Source organism: Flagellimonas olearia (assembly GCF_004150225.1).
Lineage (GTDB): Bacteria > Bacteroidota > Bacteroidia > Flavobacteriales > Flavobacteriaceae > Flagellimonas > Flagellimonas olearia.
The window spans coordinates 128,919-142,026 of the sequence record NZ_ML142907.1 but is presented as its reverse complement, the minus strand read 5'-3'; the positions used below and the strand labels follow the sequence as shown (position 1 = coordinate 142,026).

The following is a 13,108-nucleotide window of genomic DNA, read 5'->3' as shown; positions in this document are numbered from 1 at the left end:
CCTGTTAATAAAATGACAATTCCATAAATATATGTTTAAAAAATAAACATATATTAAAATTAGCCTTTTTTTTAAGGTATTTTTTGGGAATTTGATAAAATTAAAACCATTTACGGGTAAAGAGGCCCACAAGAGTCTTGGGACTGATGGTAACTATAAAACGGATACGTTCCTCATAGTTGTTTTGGGCAATTTCCCAGCCTCTATTGGAGTAAACAGGGAAATAGAGTTCAAAATAATCCGTGACCAAATTGAGTCGTATCCCGGAGTCATAGACAAAGCGGGCGTCCTCCCCTTTGTTTTTAAGATAACCCAAATCGCCATAGGCTTCAATCCATCTCCAAATGTTGGTACTGGCATTGGTGGTCACGATCCAGTCGTTGGCAAAGGGGTTGTCCAGCTTTGATTTAAATCCTCCTTCGGATATGATGATTTGCTGACTATACAGCCCAGTGCTTTCGGATCGTCCCAAATAACTTAGATCGAACATATAATCGGTTGGTCGGTCCAAGGCAAAGCTGAAGAAATTGGATTCGGTTGTGTTGCGTAAAAACTTTCCGGCATACAGCCTTAGGTTCAATTGTCTGTTGCTCTGAAAAAGTTTCCGATACTCCATTTCAAAAGCAAGCTTGGTGAAATCACTGGAGTGCTGGGCATCCAAAAACCAAGAATTATAGTTCAGGATATTGTTGTCCACATCAATGAAGCGGACGTTCATCACGCTATAATCAGGCTCGGTATCAATTTGATCTGCAATATTGTCATCGATACTCCTAAAGACATTCCTATATCTAAAAAGCAAACTTTGTCTACGATTGGAAAGCAGGTCATTGGGTCGCCACCCAAAACTTACTGCTGGGGTAAGGGTAGAGAACCTAGAGTTTACCTGAAAATGGGAAGTGGAACCGGTAATGGAATAATTGGTCACGTACAGCCCTGTTTTTTGATGATATTTTCTGTAATGGAAGGTTGCCTTTCCTACCATGGTGCGTTCCAAAAAGGAATAGGTGGGAGAAATATCGTACTGAAAGGGGCGCTCCAAAAAGGTTTTGTTGTAGATGCGCATTCCAGGAGTAATCCCATCATAAATGTTGAAATTGGCTATGGGTACATAAAAAACCTGATTGTAATAGGGATCTTCGGTATCCTTGAAAAATTGGAATTTCAGCTTTTTGTTGCTGGAGAAAAAGCCATTGAGGGTTTTCCAATTGTCCCGTTGGTTGAATTCCGGTATTTTTTGGTCGTAGTTCAGCACCATCCGATCCTCCCCATTTCTGGGAATGGTCACGGTCTTGGTGGAGTCGATGTCCGTGAACCAATATTCCGAAACAACAGAATCTTTTTGAAGGCCGAACAAGGAAATGGGAACATTGGTGCCTCTCTTGTTCTTTAGGACCAAAGAGATGGAATCTTCGGTCTTGTCCACGCTTTTGATCTTAAAATCAATCTTTTTGTCCGTACCCACATATTCATCAAAAAACCATTGTATGTCCTTGTCCGCAAACTGTTCCAAGGTTTTTCTGAAATCCTTGGCGTCCACTTTGGACTCAAGACGATGTTGCTTGTAGAATTCAATGATACTGCTGTCTACCTTTTTCCCTCCCAAATATTCTGATAGGTAGGACATGCCCAAACCAGCTTTATACCCGTTGGCGATTTTTTGGTTGAACTTGATCAAGGAATCATTACGAACGGTCAAGGCTTGATCAATGTTTTTGCGGATGGGCAACATACTTAACAAAGCATATTGTTCGTTAAAGTCCATTTGCGCCAGATGAAAACCTCGAATTCCCCATACTTTGGACAGTTTACCGGCCAGTTTTTGTTTGGGGTAATGGTCCTCCACGTATTTAATCATGAGGTAATATGCAATGGCATCGTTTACCCAGCGTTCTTTTCTGGGGTCGAGGAACAACGTCTCTTTGAGATAGCTGTTAATGGCCGTTTTGAGAAACTTCATTTCAAACTGGAAGCGCTCTTCATACGGTCTTATGAAAGAGGGAAGTTGATTGATGCCGTACAAAGGGGCCTTGTTGTAATCAAACTCACTCACCAATAAATTGCCATGGGGATATTTTCCTAGATTTTCTTCCAGAAATTGGGCCACCTTGTTTATGGAAATACCTTGGGATATCTCATCATATTTGTTGGACTCCAAATCCGAAGTCACTGTGAGGTAGGGTGTGATATGTTTGGTGAATTTTTTGTAGGGACTTAAAATGATTTCGCAGCTTTTCCGATTTTTTCCGGATAGGGTCACGTATTGGCCTCCGGGAAATTTGGTTGCGTTTGATTCATCAAAATTGGTGGCCAAAAACAATTTATCCGAATAGGTAAAGTTGATTGTGGTATTGGTGACATCCGTGTACAAATCATCCAGATTGATGTTGTCGTATAAATGCCATTCCCCATTCAAAACCGCAGGAGTTAAATACCAATCCTTAAGGTTGTACCCCAGACCTGTAAATCCATAAGAAGTGAATTTGGCACTGGGCAGTTGTACGGTATAGGTGAAGAACAATTGAATGGATTCCCCAGGCTTTAAATCACGGTCCAATTTAACGGCGATGACATCCTTGTTTTTAACACGTTCCCAATCCAGTCCGGAATAGTCATTGCCAACAATGGTTTTTATGTTGGTAAAGCCACGCTCTTTGTCCTTGGCCAAATGTAGGCTTCGGTTGAATTCTTCGGCAAAGCGCTTGGCCAATGCGGTATTTTTATTGGCGTAAGCATGGTTCCAATCATTGAAATAGAGGGTGGAAACCCCATTTTGGGAAGTATTGACGTAGGTGAACTCTTGCCGTATATGCATCTCTTGGGTTTCATTCTCCAGAATTGCCGTAATGTCATTGGTATGTTGCCCCCATAAAGAGGAACATACTGAAAAGAACAGCAAAGAAATCCGGATGAAAGAGAAACGCGCCGTCAAGTAGGAATTTTTTAGAAGTTGGGGCTAAGATCGTGCCCTTTGTAAAATGCATCGAGGATTTCAACGACCTCTTCCTCGGAGTCCACCAGTTGGATGAGATCTAGATCGGTTGGACTAATATTGCCCGCTTCCAGCATGGTATTCTTGATCCAATCCAGTAATCCCTTCCAAAATTCCGTGCCCACCAAAATAATGGGAAACTTCTGTATTTTATGCGTCTGGATTAGTGTGATGGCCTCAAAAAGCTCATCCAAGGTGCCAAAGCCCCCTGGCATGACCACAAACCCTTGAGAGTATTTTACGAACATTACTTTCCTTACGAAGAAATAGTCAAAATCCAAGCTCTTGTCTTCATCGATAAACGGATTGTCATGTTGCTCAAAGGGCAGGTCAATGTTCAATCCCACGGAAGTTCCTCCTGCCATGTTGGCTCCTTTGTTTCCAGCCTCCATGATACCGGGACCACCTCCAGTAATGATGCCGTATCCGGATTCGGCCACTTTTTGGGAGATTTTGACGGCCAAGTCGTAATATGGTTGACCCGGACGGGTTCTAGCGGAGCCGAATATGGACACACAGGGACCTATCTGGCTCATTTTCTCAAATCCGTTGACAAACTCGCCCATAATCTTGAATATGGCCCATGAATCGTTTGTCTTTATCTCGTTCCACCCTTTGGTGTGTTGTTCTTTTCGCATCTGCATACTAATAATTTAAACTGCCCGTGCAATCTTCTGTTTTGTATTTTCCAGTTCTTTCTTCAAAAACTTGGCTGTATAGCTTTTCGTATCCTTGGCCACTTCCTCTGGAGTTCCGGTGGCTACGACCATTCCTCCACCGCGACCACCTTCATAGCCAATGTCTATGATGTGGTCCATCATTTTGATTACATCCATGTTATGTTCAATGACCAAAATGGTGTTTCCTTTGTCCACCAATTGGTCAAGTACTTCCATGAGCACCCGGATGTCTTCAAAATGTAATCCAGTTGTAGGTTCGTCGAGGATATAAAATGTGTTTCCGGTATCGCGCTTGGAAAGCTCTGTGGCCAACTTTACCCGTTGTGCCTCTCCACCGGAAAGGGTGGTGGACTGTTGTCCCAGAGATATATAACCCAATCCTACATCTTTTATTGTCTTTAGTTTACGATAAATTTTGGGGATGTTTTCAAAGAAATCAACAGCTTCATTGATGGTCATATCCAAAACATCGGCAATGGACTTGCCTTTATATCGAATTTCCAAGGTTTCCCGGTTAAAACGCTTCCCATTGCAGGTTTCGCATTCCACATAGACATCGGGCAAAAAATTCATTTCAATCACCTTTAGGCCGCCACCTTGGCAGGTTTCACATCGTCCCCCGGCCACATTAAAGCTAAACCGTCCTGGTTTGTATCCTCGGATAGTGGCTTCAGTGGTCTTGGCAAAGAGGGCTCGAATCTCACTAAAAACACCCGTATAAGTAGCTGGATTGGAGCGTGGTGTACGCCCAATGGGAGATTGATTGATATCAATGACCTTGTCGATATGCTGGAGCCCTGTAATTTTTTTATAGGGCATAGGTTTTTTGACTCCGTTGAAGTAGTGGGCGTTCATGATGGGGTAGAGGGTCTCGTTGATCAAGGTGGACTTTCCACTGCCCGATACCCCCGTAACGCCTATCAGTTTTCCCAAAGGGAACTCGGCAGTGACATTTTTTAAGTTGTTGCCCGTGCACCCGGAAAGCACAATCTTTTTCCCGGTTCCTTTCCTGCGTTCTGCCGGAACGGGAATTTCTTGCTCCCCGGTAATGTATTGTGCGGTAAGGGTATGGTGGTTTCTAAGTTCTGCAGGAGTGCCTTCAGAAATGATCTCCCCTCCATGACGACCCGCTTTTGGACCAATATCGATGACGTGGTCCGCATGTTCGATCATGTCCCGGTCGTGCTCCACCACGATTACGGAATTTCCAATATCCCGAAGGGATTCCAAGGAATGGATCAACCGTTCGTTGTCGCGTTGGTGCAGACCAATACTGGGTTCGTCCAAAATGTAGAGGACGCCAACCAACTGCGAGCCGATCTGTGTGGCCAAACGGATTCGCTGTGCCTCACCACCAGAAAGCGATTTGGAGCTTCGGTTCAAGGAAAGGTAATCCAAGCCCACATCCAATAAAAATTGCACCCGGGTCTTGATTTCCTTGATGATTTCCTCGGCGATTATCTTTTGGTTGCCCTCCAGGGAACTTTCAAGCTTTTCAAAAAAAGTGGCCAGTTCGGCAATGTCCATTTGGGCCAGTTCGGCAATGTTTTTCTCCCCAATCTTAAAATAAAGCGATTCTTTCCGTAGTCGTGCCCCTTCACAGGAAGGGCATTGGACCTTGTCCATATACTCTTTGGCCCATCGCCTGATGGATGTGGAGTTGGCCTCTTCGAACTGGGTCTTTATAAAGTTGGAAATGCCTTCGTAATCAATTTTGTATTGCCGTTTTACCCCCAAGGTCTTGGAATCTATCTCAAAACTTTCCTTTCCGCCATTCAAAATGATTTCCATGGCTTCTGAAGGGATTTTTTCAATGGGGTCGGTCAGGTCAAAACCATAGCGCTGCGCAATGGTCTCCAATTGCTTGAAGGCCCAAGATTTCTTGTATTCGCCCAGTGGTGCCAATCCACCTGCTTTAATGGACAGTTTTGGATTGGGGATGATTTTTTGTTCGTTGATTTCATGAACATGTCCCAAACCATTGCATTCTGGGCACATGCCTTTTGGGGAATTGAAGGAAAAGGTGTTGGGCTCCGGAGTGGGGTAGGAGATGCCCGTGGAGGGACACATAAGGTCCCGACTGAAATAGCGGGGTACGGTTTCCCCTTCTTCCAAGACCATGAGTACATTGTCGCCACTGTACATGGCCGTGTTGATGGTCTCGCCCAAACGTTTATGGAAATCTTCACTTTCCGAAACTTTCAAGCGGTCAATGACAATCTCGATATCATGGGTCTTGTAACGATCCACCTTCATTCCCTTGGTGATGTCCAGGATATCCCCATCAACCCGCACTTTTACAAATCCCTGTTTGCCGATCTGCTCAAACAATTCTCGATAATGTCCCTTCCTGGATTTGACCACGGGGGCCAATACGTTGATTTTTTTATCAAGATAGGCCTCAATGATCAAATCCTTGATTTGCTCATCACTATAGCTCACCATCTTTTCGCCGGTATTGTAACTGTAGGCATCACCTGCCCTTGCAAAAAGCAACCGGAGAAAGTCGTATACCTCGGTAATGGTCCCCACGGTTGAGCGGGGTGATTTTGAAGTGGTTTTCTGTTCAATGGCAATCACAGGTGATAGACCATCAATTTTGTCCACATCAGGGCGTTCCAATCCACCCAAGAACTGTCGGGCATAGGCCGAGAAGGTTTCTATGTAGCGTCGCTGGCCTTCGGCGTAAATGGTATCAAAGGCCAAAGAGGACTTTCCACTACCCGAAAGACCGGTGATCACTACGAGTTTTTCACGGGGAATGGTAACGTCAATATTTTTCAGGTTATGGACCCTGGCGCCTTTAACCTCAATATGTTCTTCGTAGTTAACCATAAAATCATAGCAAAGCTTCAAAAGTAGCGATTTGACCTGTAAAAAAGAAAGAGGTGTAGGTTTCGTTTCTGTTAAATACAGACACGCTCACCAATTCAATCCCAATTAGATGATCAACCGCACGCCTCCAAGTTCCTGAAGCGGATAGGGAAACTTTTCACTGGGGCTTCCAATGAACATAAAATTAATGGGAATATCCCATTCCATGGAGAGTTTTTTGATCAAGGAAGGGGTGAAGGTTCCGTGGAGTTGGATGTACTCCACTTTGATTTCAGGGTACTCCCGATCCAGCACATCCAAGTCTGATACAAAATTTGGAGTGGCCTGTTCGCCTTCGGGAAAAACGGACACAATTTTAAGCTTTCGGGTATGCTCGTTGTTTCGGATGTAGAGCAATACTTTATTGAGGGCCGCCACATCATCTTTTTTGGTAAAGTACACAAACTCTTGGGCGTTGATACGGTCTATGGTTCGGTTGATATCCCTATACGATTTTACCAAAACGCGGTTGATGGGGTCTAAAAAATAGCGAATCAAACGGAGGAGTAATTTCAAAAGTGCGGTACGATTAAGCATGATGAGAATCACGGAAATCGTGGGGATAAAATATTCCATGAATACGGCCAAGTAATCCGGATTGAGGATGATGTTCCCCGCCAAGGCCGTTATTACGGCAACGATGGCGATAAAGAGCGACAACCAACCGGAGCGTTCGGGCCGGGGTAGATGTTTGCGTCGGACCTTCAGTAGAATATTGCCTATTCCAAATAAGGCCATCACGGCTAGAAAGGCAATGGTATAGACTCCGGCAAGTGCTTCCAGGTTTCCTTCGGTGATCAATAAGATGGAAACACACAGCAGAAAAAATACAATGGCGATTCGGTAGGTGCTTCCATTCTTATTCCGTTTTAAAAGAAATGGAGGAAGGATACGGTCCAAGGTTATCCGTTCCACAAGACCGGAAACCCCAACAAAGGAGGTAAGCACGGCACCGCTAAGTACCAAAACGGCATCTATGGAAACCAAAAAGGAAAGCCATGAACCACTGACCTGATTGCCCATGATGGACAACAGGGCTTCCCGGTTACCTTCAATTTCGGGAATAGGGAGAACGGCCAGAGCCAAAAACGCAATCAATGGATTGAAAATGGTGACCACCACCCACATATTTCTGAGGGTCTTTGGGAAAACGCCTTTTTTCTGTTCTTCTACAAAATTGGCGGAACTCTCAAATCCGCTGATTCCCAGCATGGCCGCCGAAAAACCAAAGAACAGGGCCATGGGCAACGCTCCGTGTTTTACTGGAAGCGCATTATTTTCGGTAAACACCTGCCATCCGTGCTCAAAGAGATAGATTCCTGCAAATGAGGAAAGCAACACCAAAGAGGACAAATGGAAAATAAAAATCCCAATGGCTACTTTGGAAGATTCCCCGATTCCGATAATGACCAACCCCATAAAAATGGCCAAAAGACCAACGGTGGCCAAAATAACAGGTAAATGCGGTACGATGTTTTTTAGATAGGCCATAGCCTCATTGGCGGAAATTACTGCCGTGGCCATATACGAAAGCAGGGTAAGCGAAGCGGCCAACGATGCCATTCCTTTACTGGTGGTGTTCAAAAGGGCATTATAGGCGCCGCCATTCATGGGAAGCGCTCCTACAACCTCTCCGTAGATTTTTCTGAAAAGGAAAAGGACTACCCCAACAATCAATAGGGAAATCCAAGCATATTGTCCGGCGTGGAGTACAGCCAGAGCGGATACGTACAGACAGGAAGAACTGATGTCGTTACCACTGATGGAAGTAGAGGCCAACTCCCCGAGTTTTACCCTAAGTTTTTGTGGTTCCATGAAAGATGGTTTATAAAACCAAGGATGAAAGTAGGGCAAAGTTTCAAAAATTCTAAATTTGTGGGCAATAAAAAACCGGATTTATGAAATTATTGGGTATTGGTTCCCGCATAGACCACCCTGAATACGGAAAAGGGGTGGTGACCAACGTATCATCCAAGCACTATTGGGTCACTTTTTTGGAAAATGGATTGGAAACGATTGATTTGGATTCCGAATTTGAGGTGATTGAAGCAGTAGAGAATGAAGTGGATACGGTGAGTTTTTTTGATGTGGAGCGTTCCTTGGTGAAGATTTTGGAAAAATGGAGTGATACCCATGAGAAAGTGGCCATTGCCGATAAATGGAAGGGCGGAAAGTTGATTTTGCAACCTGATGATGCCACCCAGAACAAGGAAATGCCCATTGAGACCTTTTTCCACAAAATCGTGATGGTGCGCGACCGCATCCGTGTGATGGAACAAAAGATCAACAGCAGTAAAAATCTGGACGATCAGGAGAAAGTAGACCTGCAACAATACATCACCCGTGTTTATGGTAGTTTGACCAGCTTTAATGTGCTGTTCAAAAACAAAACCGACCATTTTGTAGGGGAGAAGAGCAAGTGATATTGGTTTAGAGAGATCTCTTAGCCGTATTAAACCGCCTGCTTTTTCTCACTCAGGTATTTCCAATAGCGTTTGGGTACATGCTGCGTGTGCAATTTTGGATTGATGCGGGATTTGATACCGGTACTTTTGAAATAATCGTTCCATAGGGTCTGGTAATCGTATTCTTCGCTCACAAAGGCATCACTTTTATGGATTTTATTAAAATGGATTTCTTTGAGATTGAGAGAAACCATTTCCACGTGGTCCAGATTGTAGTAGATGCCGTAGTTGCGTTTCACATCATAGATCAACCATTGTTGATCTGCGTAGCGGTTGCGAAAATGTTTTGAAATCAGGGGCAATACATCAAAATCAGGTTCAATGTTTGCAAAATAGATGTCGTCCTTGGTCAGTTGGAAGCGGACAAAGGCTTCCATACGGTGTTTCTCGCGACCCACTTTTTTGGCCAATTGGTCAATGAAAAGTACAATCCCATCGGAATAATCCATTTGCTTTCCAAGGGTGGTGGCCATCAGTTTTTGAATGTAGGTGTAGAGCATCAATTCTACCCCTTCGGTTTCGCTCAAAAAAGCAAAGTACACATTGGCAATGGCATTATGACTCTTATTTCTGATTCCGTTCCAGACCCGTTTGGCCTTTTCCACATGGGTAAAGATGGTTTCTGATTCGGAAAACAATCCGTTTTGGCCTTGACCGTTTTTTTGGATATCGGCCACATTGATTTTTTCATCGAAAGCGACAAAGACGGCAGTAAGGAAACCATTGAAGCTGCCATCGTAAATTAGGGTTTTTGAAGGTTCCATAGTGTTCACGGTTAATTCATTTTTGTTTTTTTAATTCCAAATTTAAGTTCTCGACTGCGCTCGAACTGACAATTTGTACTTAGTGTCATTTCGAGTGAGTTTACGACAGAGAAATCTAGATTTCTTTGTGCACTCGTACCGGCATACTCCTGTTAGTAATTGCACATTGTTAATTGAACAATGACAATTGGGTGCTATACTGATTCCAAAACTTCCCTGAGGAAGTCTGTAGGATCATGCCTTTGATTTTCTCCGCATCCAAATCCCTACGTTCCCAATGGCGGGAATCACATACCATAAAGTATTGGGCACGGTTGAGGGCCACCCCGATTTTTTTAAGGTGGTCCCAGTTCAGTCTTCGAAAGCGGCGTGCCTTAAGAATCTTGTCCACGGAACGCATCCCGATTCCCGGGATTCGTGCCAATAAGGTCCTGTCTGCACTGTTCACATCCACTGGAAAATGGTGCAGATTGCGTAACGCCCATGAGAGTTTGGGGTCTACATCCATATCCAGATTGGGATGTTCCTTGTTCAGGATTTCGTTAATGGCAAAGCCATAAAACCGAAGGAGCCAATCCGTTTGGTACAATCGGTTTTCGCGCAACATGGGTACTTTTGAACCTATGGCGGGCAGTCTCATATCATCCGCTACGGGAACATAGCCCGAATAATAGACCCTGCGCATTTGGTAATTCTTGTAATAATGGACGGCAGAATACATGATGTCCTTGTCCGTTTCCCCGGAAGCGCCCACAATCATTTGGGTGCTTTGGCCGGCAGGGGCATATTTTGGGGTACTCTTGATGATCTTTCGTTCTGCTTTGTAGCGGACAATCTCATTTTTCACCTTGAGCATGGGTTTGGTAAAATCCTCATGTTTTTTGTCGGGAGCCAATAACTTTAATCCCGAAATGGTTGGTACTTCAATGTTCACGGAAAGTCGGTCTGCATACAGACCCGCTTCGTACATAAGCTCATCACTGGCCCCGGGAATGGATTTTAAATGGATGTATCCGTTGAAATTTTCCTCTTCCCGCAGCTTTTTGGCCACGGCCACCAAACGTTCCATGGTGTAATCCGCATCTTTAAAAATACCGGAACTCAAGAACAGCCCCTCGATATAGTTCCTGCGATAAAAATTAATGGTGAGGTCCACCACTTCTTGGATTTTGAAAGCGGCCCGTTGCACATCGTTGCTTTTCCGTGTCACGCAATAGGCGCAATCAAAAATACAGTGATTGGTCAATAAGATTTTCAATAAAGAGATACATCTGCCGTCTTCCGTGTAGCTATGACAAATGCCCATTTTAGAGGCATTGCCCAATCCTTGGCTTTTATTGGTCCGGTCACTACCACTACTGGCGCAGGACACATCATATTTGGCTGCATCCGCCAGAATGTTCAACTTTTCCCGTATCCGTTCAAAATTCATAACTTGGAAATATTCCAATCAAAGATATGGAAATATTCCAATCAAAGATATGGAAATATTCCAATTATTGGATATAATCCATTAAATATTTTGGAAATAATCCAAATTATGTATATTTGAAATTATAAGGTCACCTCGAGCGCAGTCGAGAGGTCTTTGTTCTTTAAGTTGAATAATGAACAATTCAGGCCTCAATCTCATATAAGTACGGATGACATGGAAAATGAACTAACCTTAAAGCGATTTACGGATATCCGCCGCGAATTGGGATTTACCCAAGCGGAGTTTGCCCAATTGTTGGGCGTGAAGAATACCACGGCCGATATTGAACGGGGTAGGACCAAGCTATCGGGGAAAGTGGTGACGGAGTTGTTGAAACAGTTCAAGATCAATCCCATGTGGCTGTTTGGGGAAAGTGATCAGAAACATCTGGACACCTCCAAAACCAGTGTGATCCCCAAAGTGGTCACTGTTGATAATTCAGACCAGGATAATATGGTGTTGGTGAATGCCCGGGCCGCGGCAGGGTATCCCCAAAATATTGCAGATACCAGTTGGTATCAACAATTACCAGCGTTTGACCTGCCCATTCCGGAGTTTAGAAATGCCACCTATCGTGGTTTTCAAGTCGAAGGCGACAGTATGTTGCCCAATCTAAAGCCCAATGATTGGGTGTTGGCCCGTGCCATTGAACACATAGATCATGTGAGCCCGAATAAAATGTACGTGGTGGTGCTTCAGGATTCGGTGATGGTCAAAAAGATTGAGAAACGCCCGAATTCCAACAACATCACCTTGGTTTCCTTGAACGAAGCATACCCGCCTTACGATATTAAGCCCTTCCAAATCCAAGAAATTTGGGAAGTGAGCAGCAAATTGACCTTTAACGTGGATGCCACTACCGAAACTGGTTTGCTGAAGCAATTGCAGCAGTCCATGGAAGAGCTCAAGCGCCAGATGGGGCAAGTCAATACCTAAGACTTACGCGAAATAGGTTTCCTTGATACCTTTGGCAAGAATGTTGGCCGCTTCAGGATATAATCGGAACCAAAGCTCCGGTTCAAAAATTTCGAGCTCGGCCAAGGCCCATTCCCCGTCGTTGTCCTTAAAAATATCCACTCGTGCATATAGTGGAAGCTCCAGTGCCGCGTGAGCCGCTTTTTCGGCGAAGGCAATCTGTTCTTTGGAGGGAATATAATCGTGTACGGTGCCACCAAAATCATCCTGCACCCTAAAATCCCCCGGTTTGGCAATTTTGAGCACCGCATGGGTGAATTTCCCATTGAATACCATCATGGAGATTTCTCCTTCCTTAACAATGTTTTCCTGAAATTCTTGGAGCATCATGGCCTCCCCGCCAATCAACTTCTGAAAGAGGTCTTCGTACTTTGGAATGTCTTCCTTTAGGATTTTGTAGGTATGGCGGGCCGCTCCGGAAACGCAAGGTTTTAGGATAAATATGTCATCCATGAACCCTAGACTTTTGAGCGCATCTTCAATGGTGTCTTCAAGTGTGGTTTGGGTCCCTTTTTCAATAAAAATGGTTTTAGGGACGTTCACCCCTTTATTCGATAAGTCCTTTAGGTAGTGTTTGTCAATGTTCCAATAAATGAGGCTCTTGGAATTGATAAATTTCGTCTGTTTTGAAGCAGATTCCAACCATTTGGAGAACTCTTGGTATCGGTCAAAATAATCCCAAGTGGTCCTGAACAACGCATATTTGGTGGACGACCAATCAAAGTGTGGATCATCCCACGACTTTCTTGTGGCATTCAACCCAAGGCGTTGCAGTGCTTCCAAAACCAAACGGTCCTCAAGAAGGACATTCTGAATGTAGGTGCTTTCCTCTTTGGGATTGATATATCTTGGGTCGGTCAGTACAACGACATCAAAACTCATAG

The 13,108-nt window shown here is 44.2% G+C and carries 9 protein-coding genes; 2 read left to right on the top strand and 7 right to left on the bottom strand.

Annotated features, from left to right (window positions below; genetic code table 11):
* Window positions 1–100: 100 nt before the first annotated feature.
* The 4 genes from DN53_RS00655 to DN53_RS00640 form a co-directional block, all read right to left on the bottom strand.
* Complete coding sequence (locus tag DN53_RS00655; RefSeq protein WP_242502068.1) at window positions 101–2,815, bottom strand: gluzincin family metallopeptidase; 2,715 nt, start codon at window positions 2,813–2,815, stop codon at window positions 101–103.
* A gap of 128 nt (window positions 2,816–2,943) precedes the next feature.
* Window positions 2,944–3,630, bottom strand: a complete 687-nt coding sequence (locus tag DN53_RS00650) for an LOG family protein (RefSeq protein ID WP_129653325.1) — start codon at window positions 3,628–3,630, stop codon at window positions 2,944–2,946.
* A 15-nt stretch (window positions 3,631–3,645) separates the two neighbouring features.
* A complete protein-coding gene (gene uvrA, locus DN53_RS00645; protein WP_129653324.1) occupies window positions 3,646–6,507 on the bottom strand; it encodes an excinuclease ABC subunit UvrA in 2,862 nt (953 codons plus the stop codon).
* A 105-nt stretch (window positions 6,508–6,612) separates the two neighbouring features.
* Window positions 6,613–8,361 (bottom strand): APC family permease, encoded by a 1,749-nt coding sequence (locus tag DN53_RS00640; RefSeq protein ID WP_129652497.1) that lies wholly within the window; start codon window positions 8,359–8,361, stop codon window positions 6,613–6,615.
* A gap of 83 nt (window positions 8,362–8,444) precedes the next feature.
* Between DN53_RS00640 and DN53_RS00635 the strand changes: the two genes are divergently transcribed.
* The gene (locus DN53_RS00635; protein ID WP_129652496.1) at window positions 8,445–8,969 is read left to right on the top strand and encodes a hypothetical protein; all 525 of its coding nucleotides are present in this window, start codon (window positions 8,445–8,447) and stop codon (window positions 8,967–8,969) included.
* Window positions 8,970–8,998: 29 nt separating this feature from the next.
* On the opposite strand, the gene DN53_RS00630 is transcribed toward DN53_RS00635, so the two are convergent.
* Window positions 8,999–9,775 (bottom strand): TIGR03915 family putative DNA repair protein, encoded by a 777-nt coding sequence (locus tag DN53_RS00630; RefSeq protein ID WP_129652495.1) that lies wholly within the window; start codon window positions 9,773–9,775, stop codon window positions 8,999–9,001.
* Between the two features lie 169 nt (window positions 9,776–9,944).
* Entirely contained in the window at window positions 9,945–11,207 is a 1,263-nt protein-coding gene (locus DN53_RS00625; RefSeq protein ID WP_129652494.1) for a putative DNA modification/repair radical SAM protein, read from the bottom strand.
* A gap of 216 nt (window positions 11,208–11,423) precedes the next feature.
* Between DN53_RS00625 and DN53_RS00620 the strand changes: the two genes are divergently transcribed.
* Window positions 11,424–12,185 (top strand): XRE family transcriptional regulator, encoded by a 762-nt coding sequence (locus DN53_RS00620; protein WP_129652493.1) that lies wholly within the window; start codon window positions 11,424–11,426, stop codon window positions 12,183–12,185.
* 3 nt (window positions 12,186–12,188) lie between these two features.
* Here DN53_RS00620 and DN53_RS00615 read toward each other — a convergent pair whose 3' ends face one another.
* Window positions 12,189–13,106 carry an ATP-grasp domain-containing protein gene (locus tag DN53_RS00615; RefSeq protein WP_129652492.1) on the bottom strand — a complete coding sequence of 306 codons (918 nt, stop codon included), beginning with the start codon at window positions 13,104–13,106 and terminating at the stop codon, window positions 12,189–12,191.
* Window positions 13,107–13,108 lie beyond the last annotated feature (2 nt).